The sequence below is a fragment of the Amycolatopsis orientalis DSM 40040 = KCTC 9412 genome (assembly GCF_000478275.1).
GTDB lineage: Bacteria > Actinomycetota > Actinomycetes > Mycobacteriales > Pseudonocardiaceae > Amycolatopsis > Amycolatopsis orientalis.
Map to the genome: position 1 here is coordinate 1 of NZ_ASJB01000033.1, position 23,556 is coordinate 23,556.

19 protein-coding genes are annotated in these 23,556 nt (G+C 68.9%); 11 read left to right on the forward strand and 8 right to left on the reverse strand.

Features of this window, described 5'->3' with window-relative positions; translation table 11 throughout:
* The first annotated feature begins 507 nt into the window (after positions 1–507).
* Complete coding sequence (locus L324_RS10160; protein ID WP_037305976.1) at positions 508–2,100, forward strand: purple acid phosphatase family protein; 1,593 nt, start codon at positions 508–510, stop codon at positions 2,098–2,100.
* Positions 2,101–2,222: 122 nt separating this feature from the next.
* Here the strand turns inward: L324_RS10160 and L324_RS10165 are convergent, their stop codons facing one another.
* The 4 genes from L324_RS10165 to L324_RS10180 form a co-directional block, all read right to left on the reverse strand.
* Entirely contained in the window at positions 2,223–4,604 is a 2,382-nt protein-coding gene (locus L324_RS10165) for a chitinase C-terminal domain-containing protein (protein WP_037305978.1), read from the reverse strand.
* A gap of 125 nt (positions 4,605–4,729) precedes the next feature.
* On the reverse strand, positions 4,730–5,809 hold the full coding sequence (locus L324_RS10170) for a hypothetical protein (protein ID WP_235783481.1): 1,080 nt from the start codon (positions 5,807–5,809) through the stop codon (positions 4,730–4,732).
* A 10-nt stretch (positions 5,810–5,819) separates the two neighbouring features.
* Positions 5,820–6,506, reverse strand: a complete 687-nt coding sequence (locus tag L324_RS10175; protein WP_037305979.1) for a VOC family protein — start codon at positions 6,504–6,506, stop codon at positions 5,820–5,822.
* A gap of 61 nt (positions 6,507–6,567) precedes the next feature.
* Positions 6,568–8,631, reverse strand: coding sequence for a phosphocholine-specific phospholipase C (locus L324_RS10180; RefSeq protein ID WP_037306023.1), 2,064 nt, complete (start codon positions 8,629–8,631; stop codon positions 6,568–6,570).
* A gap of 150 nt (positions 8,632–8,781) precedes the next feature.
* On the opposite strand from L324_RS10180, the gene L324_RS10185 reads away from it, so the two are divergent.
* From L324_RS10185 to L324_RS10225, 9 genes are all read left to right on the forward strand, one after another.
* Complete coding sequence (locus tag L324_RS10185; RefSeq protein ID WP_152546783.1) at positions 8,782–9,264, forward strand: hypothetical protein; 483 nt, start codon at positions 8,782–8,784, stop codon at positions 9,262–9,264.
* A gap of 32 nt (positions 9,265–9,296) precedes the next feature.
* Positions 9,297–11,414, forward strand: a complete 2,118-nt coding sequence (locus L324_RS10190; protein ID WP_037305982.1) for a bifunctional polysaccharide deacetylase/glycosyltransferase family 2 protein — start codon at positions 9,297–9,299, stop codon at positions 11,412–11,414.
* A gap of 85 nt (positions 11,415–11,499) precedes the next feature.
* Positions 11,500–11,898 (forward strand): DUF948 domain-containing protein, encoded by a 399-nt coding sequence (locus L324_RS10195; protein ID WP_037305984.1) that lies wholly within the window; start codon positions 11,500–11,502, stop codon positions 11,896–11,898.
* Positions 11,895–12,206: a hypothetical protein gene (locus tag L324_RS10200; RefSeq protein ID WP_037305987.1), complete on the forward strand. Its 312-nt coding sequence runs from the start codon at positions 11,895–11,897 to the stop codon at positions 12,204–12,206. The genes L324_RS10195 and L324_RS10200 overlap by 4 nt, the downstream gene beginning before the upstream one ends.
* Before the next feature lie 101 nt (positions 12,207–12,307).
* Positions 12,308–14,971, forward strand: a complete 2,664-nt coding sequence (alaS, locus tag L324_RS10205; RefSeq protein ID WP_037305988.1) for an alanine--tRNA ligase — start codon at positions 12,308–12,310, stop codon at positions 14,969–14,971.
* A complete protein-coding gene (gene ruvX, locus L324_RS10210; RefSeq protein WP_037305990.1) occupies positions 14,964–15,467 on the forward strand; it encodes a Holliday junction resolvase RuvX in 504 nt (167 codons plus the stop codon). The genes alaS and ruvX overlap by 8 nt, the downstream gene beginning before the upstream one ends.
* A 356-nt stretch (positions 15,468–15,823) precedes the next feature.
* Complete coding sequence (mltG, locus tag L324_RS10215) at positions 15,824–17,272, forward strand: endolytic transglycosylase MltG (RefSeq protein ID WP_037305991.1); 1,449 nt, start codon at positions 15,824–15,826, stop codon at positions 17,270–17,272.
* A complete protein-coding gene (locus tag L324_RS10220; RefSeq protein WP_081736281.1) occupies positions 17,259–18,116 on the forward strand; it encodes a shikimate dehydrogenase in 858 nt (285 codons plus the stop codon). The genes mltG and L324_RS10220 overlap by 14 nt, the downstream gene beginning before the upstream one ends.
* Positions 18,117–18,801: 685 nt before the next feature.
* Positions 18,802–20,061 (forward strand): GrpB family protein, encoded by a 1,260-nt coding sequence (locus tag L324_RS10225; RefSeq protein ID WP_037305993.1) that lies wholly within the window; start codon positions 18,802–18,804, stop codon positions 20,059–20,061.
* A 59-nt stretch (positions 20,062–20,120) separates the two neighbouring features.
* Here the strand turns inward: L324_RS10225 and L324_RS10230 are convergent, their stop codons facing one another.
* The gene (locus L324_RS10230) at positions 20,121–20,789 is read right to left on the reverse strand and encodes a TetR/AcrR family transcriptional regulator (RefSeq protein WP_037305995.1); all 669 of its coding nucleotides are present in this window, start codon (positions 20,787–20,789) and stop codon (positions 20,121–20,123) included.
* 17 nt (positions 20,790–20,806) lie between these two features.
* On the reverse strand, positions 20,807–21,229 hold the full coding sequence (locus L324_RS10235; protein WP_037305996.1) for a hypothetical protein: 423 nt from the start codon (positions 21,227–21,229) through the stop codon (positions 20,807–20,809).
* 139 nt (positions 21,230–21,368) lie between these two features.
* On the opposite strand from L324_RS10235, the gene L324_RS10240 reads away from it, so the two are divergent.
* Positions 21,369–22,568 (forward strand): endonuclease/exonuclease/phosphatase family protein, encoded by a 1,200-nt coding sequence (locus tag L324_RS10240; RefSeq protein ID WP_037305998.1) that lies wholly within the window; start codon positions 21,369–21,371, stop codon positions 22,566–22,568.
* Positions 22,569–22,571: 3 nt separating this feature from the next.
* Here L324_RS10240 and L324_RS10245 read toward each other — a convergent pair whose 3' ends face one another.
* Positions 22,572–23,201 carry a maleylpyruvate isomerase family mycothiol-dependent enzyme gene (locus L324_RS10245; protein WP_037305999.1) on the reverse strand — a complete coding sequence of 210 codons (630 nt, stop codon included), beginning with the start codon at positions 23,199–23,201 and terminating at the stop codon, positions 22,572–22,574.
* Between the two features lie 19 nt (positions 23,202–23,220).
* Positions 23,221–23,556, reverse strand: coding sequence for an NIPSNAP family protein (locus tag L324_RS10250; protein WP_051173826.1), 336 nt, complete (start codon positions 23,554–23,556; stop codon positions 23,221–23,223).

The window sequence follows — 23,556 nt, forward strand, 5'->3', positions numbered from 1 at the left end:
GTAAGGCAAACGTGGCGTGATCGACTCGATGCCGTGAAGGTCCCCTTGCCTACCCTCAAGGTAGCGAAGGAGGCCTTCACTACTTGGCAACCTACGTAGGTCTCTCGCGAGACCGGGACCCGTCCACAAAGGACAGTTTTCGGGGACTCGGCGTCCGGTTGATGCCTAAATGCACGTTCCTGAACGGCGTCGTGAGTGGTAAAGAGCGTTCTAACGCTCTTTGCCACTCACGACCACCTCGCGAAACCGAACAAACAACCCAAGTCGGACACTTGTCTTCAGAAGAGTGTCTCTCGGATCCGCGGCCCGACTTCTGCCAGCCAGTCCGGACGCTCGCCGGGGCACGACATCTTTGCCTTACCCCTCAATAGAACCATCATTACCACTCACGAGACCCGGTCGGTAAAGGGTGCTTGGGATCCCCTTGGGCCCGCCCTGGGCAGCTCGACGGCCTCCGTTCGCCTCACCGTCGCGAGCCGGGCACATCCGTGAGCGAGTATCGCGCGCATGGAAATCCCCAGGGTCGGTGTCCCCGACGCGCTGGCCTCGCGCCTGTCGATGGCCGAACAACACGAATACCTGAGCCGCCGCTCGATGCTCAAGGGCGCCGCCGCCGGGGGCGCGCTGCTCGCGGCGGGGCCGCTTCTGCTGCCGGGCACCGCGTACGCCGACGGCGACAAGGTCGTCCCGGCGGGGCGGCATCTCGCGTTCGGCCGCAACCCGCGGACGTCGATGCGGGTCGCGTGGCAGGTGCCGGCGCCGGTGCGGAAGCCGTTCCTGCGCATCGCCGACCGCCACGGCGGCTGGAGTCACCGGATCCCGGCCGAGGTCCGCGTGCTGCATTCCGAGGTCGACGGCGTCATCGCGCCCTACGACCAGTACTACCTGCACGCCGAGGCCGATCACCTGTGGCCCGGCCGCACCTACCGGTACGCCGTCGGGCACGAGGGCTTCGACCCGGCGTCGGGTGACGGCGGTCCCGCCGCGATCTCGACCTTCACCACCGCGCCCGCCCGGGGTGTCCCGGCGGGTAAGTTCACCTTCACCGCGTTTGGTGACCAGGGCGTATCGACGACGGCGCTCGCGCAGGACGGTGCGGTCGCGCGCCAGGATCCGCGCTTCCACCTGCTGGCGGGCGACATCGCCTACGCGGATCCGAGTGGCGCGGGCAAACCGCCCGGGTCCAAGCCCGACGCGGATCACGACCTGTTCGATCCGAAGGTCTGGGACGCCTACTACCGCCAGATCGAGGGTGTCGCGGCTTCGGTGCCCTGGATGGTCACCACCGGCAACCACGACATGGAGGCGCTCTACTCGCCCGACGGTTACGGCGGCCAGCTCAAGCGCTGGGACTTCCCCGAGAGCGGTCCGCGCGACTGCCCGAGCGTGTACTCGTTCATCTACGGCAACGTCGGGGTGATCTCGCTCGACGCCAACGACGTCTCCTACGAGATCCCCGCGAACCTCGGGTATTCGCATGGATCCCAGACGGCGTGGCTCAAGCGGCGCCTGCGGTATCTGCGCTCGCAGCCGGACGTCGACTTCGTCGTGGTGTTCTTCCACCACTGTGCCTACTCGACGACCAATCAGCACGCGTCCGAGGGCGGTGTCCGCGAGCAGTGGGTCCCGCTGTTCGACGAGTACCAGGTGGACCTCGTCATCAACGGGCACAACCACATCTACGAACGCACCGACGCGCTTCGCGGCGGCAAGGTGACCCGCGAGGTCAAGATCGGCGACACCGTCGAGCCGGACCGTGACGGTACCGTGTACGCGACGTGCGGCGGTGGCGGGAAGAGCCTCTACAGCTTCCCGGTGCCCGACACGTTCGCGGGGGAGTTCCAGTCCTACCACTGGGTCAAGGGCGGCGAGAAGGTGACCGAAACGGTGCCGTGGTCCCGGGTGCGCTACACCGGGTACTCCTTCCTCGCGATCGACGTCAAACCCGCCTGGTTCGGGCAACGGACGACGCTGACCGTGCGAACCCTGCGCAACGACGGCGCGGAGATCGACCGGTTCACCCTCCGGCGCACCGCCGGTCTCCACCGTTCGCGGTACACCGCCGCCTCGGTGCTCGGCGCCGATCCGGGCGATGCCTGACGTATAACGACCTATACCCCTCCGCAGGCTGCGCCGCCCCCTGCGGATTCCGGCCAAGCCTCGTGAGTGGTAATGACGGTTAGAACCGTCATTACCACTCACGAGCGCGCTGTCGGGGTCTGTCAGGCGGGTGCCCAGAGGGCGGGCACGTTCGGCGGCTCCCAGCCCGGCAGGGACCGGTGGCCCTGACGGCAGACGTAGGAGGCGCCGTTGTAGGTCACCCGGGCACCGGTGGCGTAGTCGGTGTTCGGCGCCCAGGTGCCCGACGGGGCCGAGGTGGTCGTCGTCGGGGTCGTGGTGGTCGTCCGGGTGGTCGTCGGACTGGTCGTGGGTGTCGTGGTCGTCGTGCCGGTGGTGGGTGTGGTGGTGGTCGTCGGCGGAGCGCCACCGCCCCGGGGGTGGTCCGACGCGATCGCGTACGTCGTCCCGCCGAAGGTGAAGGTGAAGTTCGACGGCGACGCGATCGGCATGTAGTAGTTCAGCCGGATCTCGACCGTGGCGCCCGGCGCGATGGTCTGCCAGGTCGGCACGGTCACCGCGACGTGCTGGAAGTCTCCCTTCAGGCCGCCGACGTTGGGCCCGCTGTGACCCTTGCTCGTGACGGCGAGGCCGAAGCCGGACTGGTCGGACATGCTGCCGGGCGCACTCGTGCCGTAGTCGAACTCGATCTTCGTGCCACCGGGGATGGTGGTGGCCGAATTGTTGGTGACGCGCATCCGCGGCGTGATCGGATAGTTCGCGTCGCCCAGCGCGAACCCGGTCAGGTTGACGTTCACGTCGAGCACCGACGCGGGCGCGGGACGCGGCGACTTGGCGTTGCCGTAGGGGGCGGCGCCGCGCAGGCCGTCGTTGATCTTCGTGAGCAGGGTGTCGCCCATGAAATACTGGCCCTTGGCGTCGTCGAAGGCGTAGTCGCCGGCCAGTTCCCAGATCATGATGCCGCCGATGCCCTTGTCGGCGACGTACTTGGCCTTGGTGGCGATCGACGCTTCGTCCTCAGTGGACAGGAACACCTTCTTGTCGTTGTTCCACAGCCACGGCGTCACCATCGTGTTGTCGTAGAACCTGTTGTAGGTGCCCGAAATCCGGTCGGTCGGGTCGGTCTTGGGGGTGAGCCCGTATGCCTCCAGGTAGTCCGGCGTGATCTCGTTCTCGAGGTTCTTGGCGTGCCACATGGGGTTCGCGCCCGCCGGCACCTCGCCGCCCGCCAGGCCGAGGTCGTGCCAGAGGTTGTCGATGCCGATGGCGCCGTTACCGCATGGCACCGTCGAGCCGACCTGGGAGCCGGTGCCCGGTGGACATTGTTTCTGGTCCGGCAGGGGCGCCTTGCCCCACAAGCCGTTCGTCCCGCCGGAAACACCTTGCCAGCCCCGGGTGTAGAACCCGACCCCGATGTTGATCCGGCCGGCCTGCATGGCACCGCGGAAATAGTGATACGCCCAGTCGGTGTTGAGATAACCCTGACCGTCGTACTGCGGTGTCGTGTACACCTGCCAATGCGCGAGTTCCGCGTCGTTCCCGGCGTCGTAGAGCGCGGCGTTCGGCCCGGCGAACTGGTTCCACGCACCGTGCAGGTCGTAACTCATCATGTTGGCGTAGTCGAGATACCGCGTGACGCCGTAGACCTCCTGACCGCGCAGCAGCCAGCCGGACGCGGGCACGGCCGCGGTCAGCAGGTAGTGCCTCCCGTCGGCGGCACCGGCCCGGTCGAGTTTCTCGCGCAGTGTGCGCATCAGGTTTTCGTAGCCCGCCCAGAGGGTCCCGCGGTTGGCCTGCGCGATCCAGTAGTCGTCGGGGTTTCCGGCGTAGTTGGCCGACGTCGCGTACTCGTAGTCGATGTCGGCGCCGTTGAAGCCGTAGGTGCGCAGGAACTGCACGACGGAATCGGCGAAGACGTCGATGCCCGCCTGGGTCTGCGTCATCTTGTAGAACCCGCCCGAGGCGTTACGCGTGCCGTCCGGGTTCAGGAAGCCGCCGGTTTCGGCCCAGCCGCCGATCGAGATCAGCGTCTTCACGTTCGGGTTCTGCTTCTTGTACTTGGTCAGCAGATTGAAATGTCCCTTGTAGGGCAATGACGGATCCATCTCTGCGCCGGGGACGCCCGGCCATTCCATGCCGATGGACTCGTTGGCCGCGCCCGGGGCGCCGACCGAAACCTTGTTCTGCGCGTCGACATGGGCGAACGCGTAGTTGAGGTGGGTGACCTTCGACCACGGGATGTTGTTGACCAGATAGGCCGGCGCGCCGTTCTTCCCGGTGCGCCAGCTGGTGAAGTAGCCGATCACGCGGCGGGAATGCCCGCCCCCCAGCGTTTCCCGGCCGGTCGTGTCGTAGACGGTGCAGTAGGGGGTGTCGACGCCGGGCGTCCGGTAGAGACCGTCGGGACGGCAGTCCTCATGGCCTGCCGCGCTCGACGTGGACGGGGTGATGACGACGATCATGAGTCCGGCCAGCGCGATGAGCGACGCCAGCAGGGGGAGTAGTTTCCTGGTTCTCCTTGGCACGCCGAACCTCCGACAGTGGAAGATGGCCCTCGGTCTCAGCAGCTTGAGCCGCTGACCTGCCGCGCGTCAATAGGTGTAGACCAATTTCCATCCTGTGCCGCACTGCCGGACGTACCTGTGCTTCGTCAGGTCTGGTCTTCGTCGAGAAGTGAGGGTGGTTCGGGTGCCGGTGTGTAAGTCAGGCCCTTCAACAACGTTCGCGGGTGGCCATACTCCCGGCCACATCCCGTCAGTGCTATGACGCCGTTTCCCGTAACGCGGGTGTGCGGGCCGATCTTGCCGGGGTGCACCGAAAGGGCTTCGGCGATCGTGTCCGCGTCGCAGTGGTCCGGGATTTCGAGTTCCGTCTTCAGGCGCCGGTAACGCCGGACCCATTCGCGTTGCCAGTCCAAGGGATTCTCGGTGTGAGGGATGTCGTCGGCCCAGCCTTCGGGTAACGGCGTCTCTTCGTGGGGGAGGAGATAGCCGTTCTCCGCCGCGAGTTCACCGGCCGATTCCTCGGGGGCGGCGTTGCCGTAGAACCGGACCAGCTCGCCCTTTTCGGCGACGCACCACGACGTCATGGAGTCGCCGTAACTGCGGAAGTACTGGTGTGCGGCGCCGAACCGGCGGCTCAGCTCGACGCAGCGCTCACGGTCCACTTCGCGCCGGACCTTTTCGTTCGCGAGCATCGCTTGATACTGCTCGCGCGGCTCGACGCTCCAGGAGCTTTCCTCGGTGATGCCCGCGGGGTGCATGTCCTCCGACGGCCTGCCGAAAACGAGCGTCCATCCGTCGAGGGCAGGGCTGACGTAGACCCGGGCGCATCGTTGATGCCCCGGGCCGAGGTAGTGCTGGTTCCAGATCTCGGTGCCCAGCGACATGGTCACCGGTTCCGGATCGGACAGGCCGAACGCGTCGAGGACGGCCGCCTGGTCGGCGGTCGGGAGGGCGTACCAGAACTCGCAACCCCGCATCGCGACCGGAACCTCGCCGTCGATCTTGCTCCGGATCAGACGGCGGAAGAGCGCGAGGTCGTACTCGCCGAGTGCTTCCGGGCCGCCCAAGGCGAACAACAGCGCGCGCGCCGCGTTGCGCAGCGCCGGATTCCCGGTTCGCCGGATTTCGCGGAGTTCGGGGAGGTCGTCCGGCCCGGCCTTGTCCAGGTCCCAGACGCTGAAGCGTTCCCCGGCGACGAGGGCTTCGGCCGCGGCTCTCATGTCCATGACGCGGAGGTTAGCCGGACACCACGACAGAAAACTCGTTGCCGTCGGGGTCCGCCATCTCCACCTGTCCGCTTTCCCCGGTGCCGAGCCGGGTCGCGCCGAGCGAGACGAGCCGATCGACGTCCGGGAGAAGGCCGCTCAAAGCGAACCGCACCCGCCTCTTCTCGGTCTTGGCATCGAAAGGCGGGCCGCCCCAGGTGATCTTCGGGCCGCCGTGCGGGGAACGGATCGCGGTCTCCTGGTCCTGATCCCAGACCAGCGGCCACTCCAGCGCCTTGCTCCAGAAGTACCCGACCTCCTGAGAGCCGTCGCAGGCGAGCGCTCCGACGAAACCGCAGTCGGCCAGGAAATCGTTGCCCGGCTCGATCACGCAGAACTCGTTGCCTTCGGGATCGGCGAGCACCACGTGCTCCTCTTCCGGACCCTGACCGATGTCGATATGCCCGCCGCCGAGTTCGAGTGCCTTCGCGACCGTTTCCCGCTGGTTTTCGAGAGAGGTGCTCGTCAGGTCGAAATGCGCGTGGTTCTTGACGGACTTCTTTTCCTCGGTGGGGACGAAGCGGATCCGGAACCCGGTGTCGTCGGCAGGCACCAGCGTTTCGCCGTCCGGCGTCCAGCCGAGGACGCCCGCCCAGAATTTCGCGAGGCGGAGGGGGTCGTTCGCGTCGAAACAGACGGCGTGCAGGGTGAGGGTCATAAGTGGAGCCACCTCGTGAGTGGTAATGACGGTTAGAACCATCATTACCACTCACGAGTCGCTAGCGCCGCCGGTTTTCCACCTTGCCCGTCAACGTGCGCAGGAACGCGCCGTCCTCATCGGCGGTGACCTTCACGTCGTACCAGCCCTGCGAGACCGGCCAGTCCACAGTGGCCGAACGCCCGGCCCCGACCCGCACCACGCGCGTGAGTCGCGCCGACGAGAGCCGCAGCGTCAGCGCCGAGGAGCCCGAGTTCGTCACCTTGAACTCGACACCCGGACGCCAGGACAGGAACCGGGTCCGCACGTCGACGCCCGCCGCCGCGCCCTTGCGGTTCCCGCGCAGTTCCCACCAGGACCGGTTCGGCCCCTGGACGACGACGCGGTAGTCGTCGCCCGGCAGCGCCACGGTCTCGGCGGCCTCGCCCCGGACATCGCGGTGCGCGGGCTCGGCGAATTCGCCTTTGTAGGGGTACAGCGCGAAATGCGCCGACGACGAGCCGCTGTTCACCAGCGACAGCGCCAGCTTGCCCGACTTGTCCACCGAGCCGGACACCGAGACCTGATACGGCAGCGGGCGCGCGGGACGGTCGCCCGGTTCGGCCACGGGCAGGGCCTGCTCCGACGGCGCGGACGGGCGCCAGCGGCTGATCGGCGCGGGTACCGGCCCGGGCCGGGTCACGCGCGGCGGGCGACCGGCGCGGGAGAAGTCGAAGGCGCCGGTGAGGTCACCCGCGACCGTCCGCCGCCACTTGCTGATGTTCGGCTCGGCCACGCCGGTCCAGCGCTCCAGGAACCGCAGCACCGAGGTGTGGTCGTACACGGTCGAATCGACGTGGCCGCCGATGGACCACGGCGAGACGACCGTCATCGGCACCCGCGGGCCGAAACCGAGCGGCTGACCTTTGAAGTGGTCCGCGTCGTCGGCCGCGCCGCCGGGCGGTACCGGCGGCGGGACGTGGTCGAAGTAACCGTCGTTCTCGTCGAAGTTGATCAGCAGCACCGTTTTCGACCAGGTTTCGCGGTCGGAGGCGATGGCGTCGAGCACGCGGTAGATCAGGTTCGCGCTGCCGACTGGGGTGGACGCGCCGGGGTGCTCGGAATCCACCGCCGACGGCACCAGCCAGCTCACCGCTGGCAGGCGGCGCGCCTGGATGTCGGCCTTCAGCCGGGTCACCAGCGTCTCCGGTTCGCTGCGGTACATCGCCTTCTGGAACAGGTTCCGTTCGGCGGGGGTCAGCGCGGCGACCCCGGCGTCGAACTGCGCCTGCAGCTTCTTCCGCTCCTCAGGCGTCTTCTTGGGCAGGGTGTCGTAGAACTCCTCGGTGGTACGGAACTTTCCGTCGACCTTGGTGAGGATTTTCGTACCGATCTTCTTGAACGGGAGGAAGTACTCCACCGCGTTGTCGGTGAAGTTGTCCCATTCCTGGTAGATCCGCCACGGCACCCCGGCCGCTTCGAGGCGCTCGGGGTAGGTCGTCCAGTCGTACCCCTTGTGGTCGTAGGAGTACGCCGCGTTCGTGACCGCCCGGGCGGTGCCGCCCGGTTCGAAACCCGTGGTGCCGGTCCACAGGAAGTTCCGGTTCGGGTTGGTGGAGCCGAAGATCGAGCAGTGGTAGGCGTCGCAGATGGTGAAGGTGTCCGCGAGTTCGTACTGCAGCGCGATGTCGCGGCGCTCGTAGTACGTCATGGTGGCCGGGGTCTTCGCCGCGATCCAGCCGTCGTTCCAGCCGCGCGCCCACGCCTTGCCGCTGCCGTTCCAGCTGTGGTCGAGGTCGCCGAGGTACTGGATGTCGTCCGGTTTACGGCCGGCGAGTTCGGCCGCCTTCCGCACCGAGAACGGCAGCACCGTGCCACCGGCGGGGTTCGGCTGCTCGAACACCGACCTTCCCGAGGGCAGTTCCAGCGGATGACTGTCGGAGAAGCCGCGGACGCCGCGCAGGCTGCCGTAGTAGTGGTCGAACGACCGGTTCTCCTGCATGAGCACGATGACGTGCTCGACGGCGTCGAGTCCGCCGCGCCGCATGGGTTCGGCCATCGCGGCGTGCACGGACGGGGGCAGGAGCGTGGTGGCGGCCGCGGCGCCGGTGGCGCCCAGCAACGTACGGCGTGACAGTTCAGGCATGCCCGAACCTTGACCCAGGAACATGAACGTCACAAGAACCGAACAGGTCGTCCTGGCGTCGGTAGCCGGGCGGTGACACCGCGTCGATCCAGTTGGTCTCCGGCCGTTCCCGTGCTTACAGTATGCCGCCCGCACTACCCTTGGATGGCCGTGTTTCCTGATCATCACAACGAAAACGACACCGGCGGAGACCCCGCGAGACCGGTGTTCGTCGACCCGAGCGGTCGTCGCCGCACCCTCGTCCGCCGGATCGCGATCGGCGTCTGCGCCGCCGTCGCCTGCTATGGGATCCTCCTCGTCGCCGCCCTTTTCGGCGCGCCGACGCTGCCCGCCGCGCTCGTCCCGCTGCCGGTGCCCGCGCCGCGGGTGACCTCCGAGCCGCCCGCGCCCACCTCGTCCGGCCCCCGGCCGACGGCTTCCCGCCCGGAATCCTCCGAAGCACCTGCGACCGAGAACGAGACGTCGCACACGAGCGCCAGGCCAGCCCCCGCCGGGACCACGGTTTCGCCGGGGACGACGCCCCCGGGCTCCGCCGCCACCTCTTCGCCGCCGGGCGCCGACCGCCGTAACAGCCGGGCGCCCGACCTCCCGCCGGGGCAGACGAGGACGACTCCGCCCGGTTCCGGGCGCTGACGCCCGCTTCGCGCACGACCGAAGGATTCCCTGTGCCTGACCACCGCCGGTTGCCGCCGCCCAAGGCGCATTGGGCGCTCCTGGCGACCCTGTTGTTCGCCGTCACCGTCCTGCTCGGACTGAACACCCTGGTCGAAGGGGGGTTCGCCGCCGACGGCGCGGTCTCGGCGGGCGCGGCCGGGGAAGTACCTGCCGCGGTACGCGACGGCGGCCCGATCATCGACCCTCGCGGCGACGAGCCCGTCACGTCACGGCTCCGGCCGAAGACGCTGGCGCTCACCTTCGACGACGGCCCCGATCCGGAATGGACACCGCGGATCCTCGCCGCGCTCGAACGGCACGGCGTGCACGCCACCTTCTTCGTGACCGGCGCGCAGGTGGCACGGCATCCCGGCCTGGCGGCGGAGATCGCCGAACGTGGCCACGAACTCGGCAACCACACCGCGACGCACACCGACCTCGGCGCGGCCGGGGACGTCCGCGCGAAGATCGAACTGCGGGCCACCGACCTCGCCATCGCCGGTGCCTCCGGGACGGGGACCTCCCTGGTCCGGCCGCCCTATTCGTCGACAACCGACGCGGTGGACGACGCGGGCTGGCGGGCGGCGCGCCGTCTCGGCGGCGAGGGCAGGGTCGTCGTCCTGTCCGAACTGGACTCCCAGGACTGGCGGAGGGCGGGAGTGGACGCCATCGCCGCCGCCGCGACGCCCCGGACGGACGAAGGCGCCGTGGTGCTCATGCACGACGCGGGCGGTGACCGGTCGGAGACCCTCGCCGCGCTGGACCGTGTCATCCCCGGTCTCCAGGCCAAGGGCTGGCGGTTCGACACCGTCAGCGGCGCCGCCGGGCTCAGCGGGAGCACGGCCGCGGTGGACGGGCTGACCCGGTTCGGCGGCTGGCTCCTGATCGCCGCGGTCCAGACCGGCGACGCGCTCGCGGCCGTGCTGGGCTGGCTGCTGATCGCGGCGAGCGTCCTCGCCGTACTGCGCACCGCCCTGGTCCTCGTCACCACGGCGATCCATGTCAGACGGGGCAGGACCGACCGGACCCGGCCTCCGGTGCGGGAACCGGTGACGGTGATCGTCCCCGCCTACAACGAGGAGGCCGGGATCGAGGCGACCATCCGCTCGATCCTCGCCTCCGACCACCATCCGACCTGGGTGATCGTCGTCGACGACGGGTCGACCGACGGCACCGCCGACGTCGTCGAGCGGCTCGGCCTGCGCCGGGTCAAGCTGATCCGCCAGCGGAACGCGGGCAAACCGGCCGCGCTCAACACCGGCCTCGCCGCCGCACGGACCGAGCTGGTGGTCATGGTCGACGGCGACACCGTGCTGGAGCCCGGCACCGTCCGCACGGTGATCCAGCCGTTCGCCGATCCGTCGATCGGCGCGGTTTCGGGCAACGCCAAGGTCGCCAACCGCGGCGGGCTGCTCGGCGGCTGGCAGCACATCGAATACGTCATCGGGTTCAACCTCGATCGCCGGATGTACGACGTCGGCGAGTGCATGCCGACGGTGCCGGGGGCGGTCGGGGCCTTCCGGCGCTCGGCGGTGCTCGCGCTCGGGGGAGTCCCCGAGGACACCCTCGCCGAGGACACCGACCTCACGATGGCGCTGGAACGGGACGGCTGGCGGGTGGTCTACGAACAGGAGGCCCGTGCCTGGACCGAGGCGCCCGCGACACTGGGGCAGCTGTGGAAACAGCGCTATCGCTGGTGCTACGGCACGCTGCAGGCGGTGTGGAAGCACCGGGGCGCCATCGTCGCCAAGGGGGCCGCCGGCCGGCTCGGCCGCCGCGGCATCCCGTATCTGCTGATGTTCCAGGTGGCGCTGCCCGTTCTCGCGCCGTTCGTCGACGTGGCCGCGATCTTCGGCCTCTTCACGGGGGACGCGAAGACCGCGTTGCTGTACTGGTCGGTGTTCCTGCTCCTGCAGATCGTGCCGGGCATCATCGCCTTCCGGCTCGACCGCGAGTCGCTTCGCCCACTGCTTTTCCTTCCCCTGCAACAGTTCGTCTACCGGCAGCTGATGTACCTCGTCGTCATCCAGTCGGTGATGACGGCGCTGGCCGGGGCGCGGCTGCCGTGGCACAAACTCGATCGCCTCGGCCAGAGCGCGCCGCCGAGGTCACTTGTGGACGCTGAGTGACCGTTGGGCGGGGTGACCCCGCTGAACGGCCGCCTGCGCGGTAACCTCACGGACACCAAAGACCGCAGACCCTTGAGGAGGGCCCGTGTCGGCAGGGCAGATCGCCGCGCTGATCGCCGCAGGAGCATTCGTCGTACTCGTCGTGCTGCTGGCGATCGTGCTGTTCAAGCTCGGCCGGACCCTGGACGAGGCCACGATCGCCATCCGCAAGGCGCATGAGAACACCGACCCGCTGCTGATCGGCGCGAACGAGACGATCACGCACGTCAACACGCAGCTGGAGCGGGTCGACGGCATCACCGCGAACGCGCAGGCCGTCACCGGCAACGTGTCCGCGCTGTCGTCGGTGTTCACCGCCACCCTCGGCGGGCCGCTGGTCAAGACCGCCGCGCTGTCGTACGGCCTCAGCAAGGCCATCAAGGCCCGCCGCAAGAAGGCGGAGGCGAAGGCGGCACGCCCGGCACGGAAGCGGGGCCGGAAATGAAGCGCCTGTTCTGGCTCGGCGTCGGCGTGGTCGCCGGCGTCGCCCTGTCACGCAAAGCGACCGAAACCGCTCGCCAGGCCACGCCCGCGGGGTTAGCCTCGAACCTGGGCGACGCCGTGCGGGAACTCGCGGGCGCCGTCGGTTCGTTCGGCGCGGAGGTCCGCGCCGGGATGAGCGAACGGGAACAGGAGCTGCACGACATGGTGTCCGAACGCACCGGTTTGAGCACGGCCGCCGACGGCCCTGCGGGCAGGCACGCGGCGTCGCCGCGGCGCCCGGCCCGGCGAGCTCGCCGGGCGGAGGGCTGATCGGTCGCCTCCGCGACCGGAAGAACCCCAGCCCTCCGCCGTTCCCGCCTGCCCTCAGATCCCCGCGCCTTCGCGCGAGCCCGCATCCAAGGACGAACCCCGTGGAAACACACGAAATCACCCAGCGTTTTCTGAGCCATTTCGAGAGCAAGGGACATACCCGCGTCCCGAGCGCCCCGCTGATCCTCGACGATCCGAACCTGCTGTTCGTCAACGCGGGCATGGTCCAGTTCAAGCCGTACTTCCTCGGCGAGGTCCCGCCGCCGTACCCGCGCGCGACCAGCGTCCAGAAGTGCGTCCGCACCCCGGACATCGACGAGGTCGGCAAGACCACCCGGCACAACACGTTCTTCCAGATGGCCGGGAACTTCTCCTTCGGCGACTACTTCAAGGAAGGCGCCATCGAGGCGGCCTGGGAGCTGATCACCAAGCCGCAGAGCGAAGGCGGCTACGGCCTCGACCCGAACCGCATCTGGGCCACCGTCTACGAGGACGATCCCGAGGCGGCGGGCCTCTGGAAGAAGCTCACCGGCCTGCCCGGCGAGCGCATCCAGGCCCGTGACGGCAAGGACAACTACTGGGACATGGGCGTACCCGGTCCCGGCGGCCCCTGCTCGGAGATCTACTACGACCGCGGCCCCGCGTACGGCCGCGAGGGCGGCCCGGTCGCCGACGAGGACCGCTACATCGAGATCTGGAACCTCGTCTTCATGCAGGACGTGCGGGGCGACAAGAGCCCGAAGCACGGCCACAAGCCGATCGGCGAGCTGCCGAAGAAGAACATCGACACCGGTATGGGTGTCGAGCGGGTCGCGACGATCCTGCAGGGTGTCGAGAACGTCTACGAGACCGACCTCGTCCGCCCGGTGATCGGCCGCGCCGAGGAGTTCTCCGGCCGCCGCTACGGCTCCGACCACACCGACGACGTCCGCTTCCGCGTCATCGCCGACCACGCCCGCACCGGGGTCCTGCTCATCGGCGACGGCGTCACCCCGGGCAACGACGGCCGCGGTTACGTGCTCCGGCGCCTGCTGCGCCGCATCATCCGCTCCGCGCGCCTGCTCGGCGTGCACGAGCCGGTGCTGCCCGCCTTCGCCGCGGTCGTCCGCGACACCATGGGCCCGACCTACCCCGAGCTGGTCTCCGGTTTCGACCGCATCGAGGACGTCGTCCGCGTCGAGGAGGAGGCCTTCCTCTCCACGCTCACCAGCGGTTCGCGCATCTTCGACCTCGCGGCCGAGGAGACGAGGCGGTCCGGCGGTTCGCTGCTGGCCGGTGACAAGGCGTTCCAGCTGCACGACACCTACGGCTTCCCGATCGACCTGACCCTGGAGATGGCGTCCGAGCAGGGCCTGTCCGTCGACGAAGAGGGCTTCCGCACGCTCATGAACGAGCAGCGGCAGCGCGCGAAGGCCGACGCGGCCTCGCGCAAGACCGGCCACGGCGACCTGTCCGAGTACCGCAAGGTGCTCGAGCAGCACGGCGAGACCGAATTCCTCGGGTACGGCGACCTGCAGGCCGACGCGAAGGTCGTCGCGCTGCTCGAAGACGGCGTCCCAGTCCGCAGCGTCGGCGCGGGTAAGAAGGCCGAGCTGATCCTCGACCGCACCCCGTTCTACGCCGAGAGCGGCGGCCAGGTCGCCGACACCGGCGTCCTGCTCGGCGACGGCGTCGAACTCAAGGTCCACGACGTGCAGAAGATCGTGCCCGGCCTGTTCGTGCACCGCGTCGAGGTGCTCGACGGCGAGGTCGGCATCGGCAGCGCGCTGACCGGTTCGGTCGACCAGCACCGCCGTCTGTCGATCGAACGCTCCCACTCCGCGACGCACCTGGTCCACGCGGCCGTGCGCGGCGCGTACGGCAAGCGCGCGGCGCAGGCCGGATCGCTCAACTCGCCGGGCCGGATGCGGTTCGACTTCACCACCTCCGGCTCCGTCTCGGCCGACGTGCTGACCGAGGTCGAGGAGGAGGTCAACGACTACCTCCAGACCAACGTCGAGGTGAACACCTTCGTCACCACGAAGGACAAGGCCCTCGAACTGGGCGCGGTCGCGCTGTTCGGCGAGAAGTACGGCAACGACGTCCGCGTCGTCGACATGGGCGAGTACTCCCGCGAACTCTGCGGTGGTACCCACGTCGACCGCATCGGCCAGCTCGGCCTGGTGAAGCTGGTGGGTGACTCGTCCATCGGCTCCGGTGTGCACCGCGTCGAGGCGCTGGTCGGCTCGGACGCGCTCAAGTACGTCCGCAAGGAGCAGCTGCTGGTCTCGCAGCTCGCGAGCACCTTCAAGGTGCCGTCGGACCAGCTGCCGTCGCGGATCGACGACGTGCTCACCCGGCTCAAGAACGCGGAGAAGGAGATCGAGCAGCTGCGCACCCAGCAGGTGCTCGGCTCGGCGGGCTCGCTCGCGGACAAGGCCGAGGACATCGGCGGGATCGCGGTCGTCGCGGAGAAGCTCGGCGAGGGCGTCGACTCGAACGGCCTGCGCGCGCTGGCCTCCGACATCCGCGGCAGGCTCGGCGCGCGTCCCGGCGTGGTCGCGCTCTTCGCGCCGCAGGGCGAGAAGGTCGCCTTCGTCGTCGCGACGACCAAGGCGGCGCAGGAGAAGGGCATCGCGGCCGGCAAGCTCGTCCCGTCGTTCGCCGAGGCGATCGGCGGCCGCGGCGGTGGCAAGCCGGACATGGCCCAGGGCGGCGGCACCAACCCCGCCGGGGCCGAGCAGGCCATCACCTCCCTCCGCGCGGCGGTCGCCCAAGTTGGCTGACGACGCCCCCCAGCGGCGCCCGGATCGGCCAGGGGAATCCGATCCGGGGCGCGGTAGGCGGCTTGGCGTGGATGTCGGATCCGTCCGGGTCGGGGTCGCCCTCAGCGATCCCGACCCCATCCTCGCGAGTCCGCTCGTTACCCTCACTCGCGACGCGACTGGCGACAAGGACGTCGACCAGCTCAGCGAACTCGTCACGGAACACGACGTGGTCGAGGTCGTCGTCGGCCTGCCGAGGACCCTCAAGGACCGGCACGGTCCGGCGGCCGAAGCGGCGCTCGACTACGCCGAAAAGGTCGCCGCCCGGATCGCTCCGGTACCGGTGCGGCTGGCCGACGAGCGGTTGACCACGGTGACGGCATCCAGGATGCTGTCGCAGCGTGGGGTGAAGGGACGTAAGCAGCGTGCCGTCGTCGATCAGGCGGCCGCGGTCGAGATCCTGCAGGCTTGGATCGACGCGGTAGCGGCACATCGCGCACGGAAGGGCGACACATGACCGAGCCCCACGGCCGGCCCGAACCCCGGCAGGGCGGTAGACGACGGCTGCGGGAGCCTGAGGAGAGCATCCAGCCGCCGGCCCCGCCCCGTCGGCGGCCCGAACCCCAGCCGCCGTCCCGGACCCGGCACCTGCGCCACGATGCTCCCGAGGCCCCGCCCGTGCCGCCCGCCCCGCATGGCCGCCGGGCCGCCGAAGAGCCACCGCCCCGCGGTCGCCGGGCGGCCGCCGAGGAACCGCTTCCGCCGCGCGCGCGGCGTCCGGTCCCGCCGAGGCGGGCCCCGGAGCCCGCGGTGCCCCCGCCGCCTCCCGCACCGCCCCGGCGGTCCCTCCAGCCGGGTGACCGTGGTCTCGGCATGCCCGCCCACGCCCAGGACGAGCCGCGTCCCGGCCGCCGCCGTCGCCGCGAGGACGACGGCCCGCAGCCGGACGAGCGGCCGACCGACATCCTTCCCGCCGTCCAGGAGGCGCCGCTGGCCCGGCGCCCCGGCGCGGCTCCTCCGCCGCCTCAGGGCAGCGAGGAGGAGTACGACGAGATCTTCGGCGAAGACGCGTACGACGAGTACGAGGACTACGACGAGTACGACGACTACGAAGACGACCTCGACTTCGAGGACGAAGATCGCGCCGAACCCGAACGTATCGAGGACGAGCGCCCGGAACGCCAGGGACCGCCGCCCAAGAAGCGCAAGAAGAAGCGCGCGCTGGGCTGGGTCGCCGCGCTGACCGTGCTCGTCCTGCTCGCCGGCGGCGCCTACTACGGCTTCACCGAGATCTTCGGCTACGACGACTACGAGGGCACGGGCGAGAGCGATGTCCTCGTGCAGGTGGAGAAGGGCGACTCGACGTCGGCGATCGGCAACCGGCTCCAGGCGGCCGGAGTGGTCGCCAGCGGCAAGGCCTTCGTGAAGGCGGGCGAGGACAACACCGCCGTATCGCGGCTGCAGCAGGGCTACTACGTCATGAAGACGAAGATGTCCGGCGCCAGTGCGGTCGAGAAGATGACCGCCCCCGCTTCGAAGGTCGGCCAGGTCGAAATCCGGCCCTACACCCAGTTCCACGACATCACCCAGCCGGACGGCAAGGTGACGCCGGGCGTCTACTCGTTGCTGTCCAAGGCTTCCTGTGCCGAGTTGAACGGCAAGAGCACCTGTATCCCGGTCGAAGAACTGCGCAAGACGATCGAGACCGCTGATCTGGCGAAGCTGGGCGTCCCAGCCTGGGCCGTCGAGGCCGCCACGAAGGCCGAGCACAAGGACCGGCGGCTCGAAGGACTCATCGCGCCGGGCATCTTCAACGTCAAACCCGGTTGGACGGCCGAGGAACTGCTCGCCGACGTCGTGAAGACCTCGTCGGAGCGCATCCTCAACGCCGGGCTGAGCGAGCAGTCCAAGGGCGACGGCAGGACGCCGTACGAGACGCTGGTCATCGCGTCGATCATCGAACGCGAGGCGGTGAAGGCCGACTTCGGGAAGATCTCACGGGTCATCTACAACCGGCTCGCCGAAAAGATGCGGCTCGAGATGGACTCGACGGTCAACTACGTCCTCGACCGGCCGACCCTGCTCACGAAACCCGAGGAACGGGAAAAAGCGGGCGCGTACAACACCTACAAGTCCGTCGGCCTGCCCCCCACCCCGATCGCGGTGCCGAGCGCGGAAGCGATCCAAGCCGCGCTCAAGCCGGCCCCGGGGGAGTGGCTGTTCTTCGTGAAATGCGAGAAGAACGGGCTCTCCTGCTTCGCGGTGACGAACGACGAGCACAACAAGAACAAACTGGACGCACAGAGGCGTGGTGTCTACTAACCGCAAGGCCGCGATCCTCGGAAAGCCGGTCGAACACTCGCTTTCGCCGGTGCTGCACGGCGCCGCGTTCCGCGCGCTGGGTCTCGAAGGCTGGAGCTACGAACGCGTCGAAATGGACGGCGACGGCCTGCCGGGGTTCGTCCGAGGGCTCGGCCCGGAATGGACCGGGCTTTCGGTGACCATGCCCGGGAAACGCGCCGCGCTGGAGCACGCCGACGAGGTCACGCCGCGCGCGGCGGCGGTCGGCGCGGCGAACACGCTGGTGCGCCGGGAATCCGGCTGGCTGGCCGACTGCACCGACGTCGACGGCGTCACCGAGGCGTTGCGGATCGCGGGAGGCTACGTACCCGGCCCGGACGACGGGGCCGTCGTCCTCGGCGCGGGCGGCACCGCCGCGGCGGCCGTCGTCGGCCTGGCTGCGCTCGGCGTGCGGACGGTCCGCCTCGTCGTGCGGGAACCCGCACGGGCGACCGAGACGGTCGAGGCGGCTTCTCGGGCTGGACTCGACGTCGAGGTTCTTCGCTGGGCCGACGCCGACTTCGGGAAGCTCGCGCACACCTCGGCGGTGCTGGTGAACACCGTGCCCCCGGACGCCGTGCGGCCTCACCTGACGGAGCTGGCCGGGATCGGTTGCGTCCTCGACGTCATCTATCACCCCTGGCCGACCGCGCTCGCCGAAGCCGTCGTCGAGCGGGGCGGGCGGCTGGCGACCGGGCTGGACATGTTGCTGCATCAGGCTTTCGGGCAGTCCGAGTACTTCACCGGGCAGCCCGCGCCCCGCGAGGCGATGCGGGACGCGCTGCGCGAGGCGACCGGCGGGATCCTTCCCCTGCCGCTCCGCTGACCTCCCGACCAGCCAGGAGCCACCACGGCCTCGTGAGTGGCAATGACGGTTCTAACGGCGAGTAAGGCAAACTTGGCGTGTTGCGTGCGCTATCGGCTCGCGCCGCGGTCTGATGTCTCCAATGTGGCGTTGGGGGCGTTCAGTGTCTCCAACGCCACATTGGAGACATGATCGGCAGCAGCGGCTTCGGGAGAACGCGCAGTTGGGGGTGTCGGTCACGACAACTTTGCCTTACCCCTCAATAACCGTCATTCACTTAGGTACCTACTCGTGGCCTGCGGCTTTGCTCGCGGTGAAGTACATGATGGTCCCCTTCCTTGCGTCAGGCGCAAGGAAGGGGGCCTTCATGTACTGGGGAAGGTGTGAAGGTCGAGTTTCCTCGGCTGAGCCGTGGGAAGGGGGCCTTCACGCGCTACCGCTGTGACTGGTGGTGTCACTGAGCCTGGTGACACTGGTCCGAGCCGGGTGAGGGGAAATTTGAGGGACTCTGGGTCCCTCAAGGAGTCCTTCACGGCCAGCTGTCGTGCCAGGTCCGGCCTCGTGAGTGGTAATGACGGTTCTAACCGTCATTACCACTCACGAGGCCGGACCGGCCCCAGACTGAAGGGGTTTCCGGTGAACGCCTGACAAGATCGCCCGGGTTCGATAATCTGGCCGACTGCCTTGAGGAAGGAACAAGGGGTCAATGCCTAAACCCGATCGTGACGACTACACCGAAGAAGACATCGACAACTCGTGGGTCGGTCAGGCTCCGGTACTGAATTCCACCGTCACCCTGGCCGAATACGACCCGGAGTGGCCCGAGCTGTTCGACCGGGAAGCGAAGCGCATCAGGGGGATCCTGGGGGAGCGCGCGCTCGTGCTGGAGCACGTCGGCTCCACATCGATACCGGGACTCTGCGCGAAACCGATCATCGACATCATGCTCATCGTCCCCGACTCGGACGACGAGGACGCCTACGTGCCGCAGCTGGAGGCGGAGGGCTACAACCTCGTCATCCGCGAGCCGGACTGGGAGAAGCACCGCTGCTTCAAGGGCCCGGACACGAACATCAACCTGCACGTCTACTCGCCCGACAACGGCCAGACCGAGCGGTACCGGCTCTTCCGCGACCGGCTGATCGCCCACGAGGACGAGCGGAAGCTCTACGAGGCCAAGAAACGCGAACTGGCCGCGCGCACCTGGAAGTACATCCAGCAGTACGCCGACGCCAAGACCGAGGTGATCGACGAGATCATCGAACGGGCGCGTGCCGCCCAGTACGACGGCTTCGCCCGGCTCTACGCCGCGCATGCCGAAACCAGCAGCACCAACGCCCGGTACGACCGCCCCGCCATCGTCGAACTGGCGGGCGAGGTGGTGGGCAAGCGAGTACTCGACGTCGGCTGCGCGGCGGGTCACCTCAGCGCGCTGCTCGCGGCGAAGGGCGCGGACGTGCTCGGCGTCGATGCCAGCGCCGCCATGGTCGCCGTCGCCAGGGAGAAGTTCGGGGACGTCGCGAAGTTCGAGACGGCGGACGTGTCGCGGCCGCTGACGTTCGTCGAGGACGGCTCCGTCGACGTCATCACCGCGTCCCTGGTGCTGCACTACCTGAAGGAATGGGGTCCGGCGCTGGCCGAGTTCCGCCGGGTGCTGAAGCCAGGCGGGATCCTGGTGTTCTCGGTGCACCATCCCGGCGAGGACTGGCGCTGGTTCGGCAAGGAGAACTACTTCCAGCTCGAACTGCTCGACGACGAGTTCCCGCTGGGGGAGTACAAGCAGAAGGTCCAGTTCTACCGGCGGCCGCTGAGCTGGACGTTCGGCGCGGTGCGGGACGCCGGGTTCGCCGTCGACAGGCTGGTCGAGCCGATGCCGGAGGAGTCGGTCGCCGAATCCGACCCGCGCTGGTACGCGAACCTGCGGACCAAACCGCGGTTCCTGTACTTCCGGACGGTTCGCGAGTGAGCCGCTGAACGCGTTCAGTCCTCTGGATGCGTCATGCATCCAGAGGACTGAACGCGTTCTCAAGCGGCGTCGTCGCGTTTGGACAGGTCCCGGATCAGCGACACGATCTCCCGGCTGACCGGCCGCAGCACGCGCAGCCGCGAAAGCCCCACCAGCCGCGCGATCAGCGGGACGGTCCGCTCCACCAGCAGCCGGCTGCGTTTCTGGCCCGCGGACCGGTCGTGGACCCAGAACAGCACGACACCCATCTGGTACAGCCACAGCAGATCGGGCAGATCGTCGCGCAGGTCCGGGTCGAGTTTGGCGTCGGAGCCGTCGATGACGTCGCGCATCAGCCCGATGGAGGCGTCCCGCGCGGGCGTCGACTCTTCGCTGAACGGGCTCAGCGGCGAGTCCGGGTCGGCGGCGTTGACGAAGAACTGGGTGCCGAAGCGGTGGTACGGCTCGGCGACGTCGAGCCAGGTGAGCAGGACCGTCTTGAGTCGTGCGCTGAAGTCCCGCTCACCTTCGATCGCCTGGCCTGCCGTCAGGAGGTGCACCTTGGCGATCTCGTCGTAGAAGCCCTGGATCAGCTGATCCTTCGAGGCGAAGTAGTAATACGCGTTCCCGACCGACACCCCGGCCTCGGCGGCGATGGCCCGCATGGTCGTGCGGTCGTAGCCGTTCTCGGCGAACAGCCGCAACGCGGTCGCCACGATCAGCGACTTGGTTTCCTCACTCTTCGCCACGCGTGCACGTTATCCGGTCAGGGCGCGGGATGCGGAGCGGGCGCCGGGTAGCCGGGGTAGGGCGGCGGCGTCGGCGCGGGCCGCTCGGCGCCGTGGTGGAGATGGCGGCGCCGGATGCCGTTGAACACCAGCACGTTCCCGACGTGCATCACGCCGAGGACGAGCGCCACGGTGCCGACCTTCACCGACAGCATCTCGAAGACGTCGCGCGCGTCGAGGACGGTGTCGGTGCTGGTCAGGAACAGGGTCACGAAGCCGAGGCTGACCAGGTAGAAGCCGACGACGAGCAGCTGGTTCACCGAATGGGCGAGCGCCTGCTTGTCCTGGAAGACGTCCTCCAGGAACGTCTTGCCGTGCCGGCTCAGCGTTCGGGCGACCAGCACGGTCAGTGGGACGGTGATGGCCAGATAGAGCGCGTAGGCCACGACGACGGGTTGCATGGGGACCTCCTTTTGAACGTGTTCAAGAAGAACCGTAGCCGATGTTTTGAACGCGTTCAAGAGGTGCTGTTCATCTGAAGCTCACCCGGACGGCCGGGCCGGGTGCGTAAGGTCGCACCGAACTCTGGGAGGTAAGACCGTGAAACGCATCGCCGCCGTGCTCGCCTCGGGCGCCTTGCTGGCCGGGACGCTGCCGTCCGCCACCCCGGCGGAAGCCGCCGCCGGGCAGAACGTCCGCTTCGCGACGTTCAACGCTTCGCTCAACCGCGGTGCCGCGGGACAACTGGTGACCGACCTGTCGCAGCCGGGCAACGCCCAGGCGAACGAGGTCGCCGAGGTGATCCAGCGCAACCGGCCGGACGTGCTGCTGATCAACGAATTCGACTACGTGCCGGACAACCGCGCCGCGGACCTGTTCCGCGAGAACTACCTCGAGCGCGGTCAGAACGGCGCCGCCCCGATCGACTACCCGTACGCCTTCACCGCGCCGTCGAACACCGGCGTCGCGACCGGGTTCGACCTCGACCGCAACGGCCAGGTCGGCGGCGGCAACGACGCGCACGGCTTCGGCCTCTTCGAGGGCCAGTACGGCATGCTCGTGCTGTCGAAGTACCCGATCGACACCAAGAACGCGCGGACCTTCCAGAAGTTCCTCTGGAAGGACATGCCGGGCGCGCTGCTCCCGGACGACCCGGCGACCCCGGCGCCGCACGACTGGTACTCGCCGCGGATCCTCGACGTCCTGCGCCTCTCGTCGAAGTCCCACTGGGACGTCCCGATCCGCGTCGGCCGCTCCACCGTCCACTTCCTCGCCGCGCACCCGACGCCGCCCACCTTCGACGGCCCCGAAGACCGCAACGGCACGCGCAACAACGACGAGATCCGGTTCTGGGCGGACTACGTGACCCCGGGCAAGGGCCGCTACATCTACGACGACCGGGGCCGCCGCGGCGGGCTCGGCGCGCACGAGCGGTTCGTCATCGCCGGGGACCACAACTCCGACCCGCTCGACGGCGACAGCGTCCCCGGCGCGATCTCGCGCCTGCTGAACGCCCCACGCGTCATCGAGACGCGGCCGGGCAGCGAAGGCGCGGTGCGCGCGGCCCAGGACCAGGCAGGCGCCAACATCGGCCAGAAGGGCGACCCCTTCTTCGACACCGGCGACTTCAACGACAACGCGCCGGGGAACCTGCGGATCGACTACGTCCTGCCGTCGCAGGGCCTGTTCCCGTGGCACGCCGAGGTGTTCTGGCCACTGCCGGATTCACCGCTGGCGCGGCTCAACGACGCCTCGGACCACCACCTGGTGCGGGTCGACGTGTTCGTCCCCCGCCGGTAGTGCTCAGCGGGCGCCGAGCAGCGCCGCGCCCGGCCCGGTCAAGGTGGCCAGCCCGGCGCTCCGGCCGCTCACGGACAGGAGCAGGTCGACGAGCGGGCCCCGTACTTCCCCGGGGCCCGTTCCGCCGGCCCAGTCGGCGTCGGTGGCGATCAGCCGGAGGCCCTCGCAGCGCTTCTTCGCGCCCCAGAACGGGCTGACGAGCAGGTGCTCCAGTGCCGCGATGGCGGGTTTCTCCGGCATCGGCCGCGCGATACCGAGCGGGCGGGCGACGTCCTGGCCGTGGATGAGCACGTCGGCGAGCGGGTCGATCGGTTTGGCGCCGGGTGAGCGGCGGGCCGATCCGGCGTCCTCGCGGATCTGGGCGACGAGTTCGGCGGAGGAGAACCGGGCGCCGTAGGCGATGGCCTGGCCGGTGTTCATCCGGTCCCAGTTCCCCTTGGCCTTCACGATGCCGACGAGGGTGTCGCGCAGCCGGTTCCTGGTGCTCTGCGCCAGATGCGCGGCCATCGCGTGGACCGTCCACTCCGGACACAGTGTCTTCGTGGACCAGTCCTTGTCCTCGAGCCCCTCCAGCAGGTCGGCGAAGCTCAGCCGCTCCGCCTCGGTCCAGGCCAGGATCCCGCCCTCGTGCATCCCGCTCCTCGTCTTCGGCTCACCGTCGTCCGAGCGCCTTGACCGCCTCTTCGGAGGTCTCCACGACGATCGTGTGGTAGCTCTCGATCCGCGAGACGATCGCCTCGCGCGGGCCCGTCAGCCAGGCCTCACTGCCATAGAACTCGCGTTCTTGCCGTTCGTGTTCTTCGAGAGAGCCGAATGCGCGGATCAGGTAGGCCTCTTCGTGCCCGTCCTCGGCGACCAGCGACGTTCCGAAGTCGACGACCCGCAGCCCCGCGCGCTCCAGCAGGGGAATGGACTCTTCGCGCATCACGCGGAGGAACTCCGCGCTCGTCCCCGGCTTCAACCGGTAGGTGCGGATTTCCAGGATCAC

Excerpts from the sequence above, each read along its gene's own strand:
- L324_RS10160 (WP_037305976.1), top strand. The coding sequence starts at position 508 with ATGGAAATCCCCAGGGTCGGTGTCCCCGACGCGCTGGCCTCGCGCCTG.
- L324_RS10170 (WP_235783481.1), bottom strand. The coding sequence starts at position 5,809 with ATGGACATGAGAGCCGCGGCCGAAGCCCTCGTCGCCGGGGAACGCTTC.
- L324_RS10175 (WP_037305979.1), bottom strand. The coding sequence starts at position 6,506 with ATGACCCTCACCCTGCACGCCGTCTGTTTCGACGCGAACGACCCCCTC.
- L324_RS10180 (WP_037306023.1), bottom strand. The coding sequence starts at position 8,631 with ATGCCTGAACTGTCACGCCGTACGTTGCTGGGCGCCACCGGCGCCGCG.
- L324_RS10200 (WP_037305987.1), top strand. The coding sequence starts at position 11,895 with ATGAAGCGCCTGTTCTGGCTCGGCGTCGGCGTGGTCGCCGGCGTCGCC.
- mltG (WP_037305991.1), top strand. The coding sequence starts at position 15,824 with ATGCCCGCCCACGCCCAGGACGAGCCGCGTCCCGGCCGCCGCCGTCGC.
- L324_RS10225 (WP_037305993.1), top strand. The coding sequence starts at position 18,802 with ATGCCTAAACCCGATCGTGACGACTACACCGAAGAAGACATCGACAAC.
- L324_RS10235 (WP_037305996.1), bottom strand. The coding sequence starts at position 21,229 with ATGCAACCCGTCGTCGTGGCCTACGCGCTCTATCTGGCCATCACCGTC.
- L324_RS10245 (WP_037305999.1), bottom strand. The coding sequence starts at position 23,201 with ATGCACGAGGGCGGGATCCTGGCCTGGACCGAGGCGGAGCGGCTGAGC.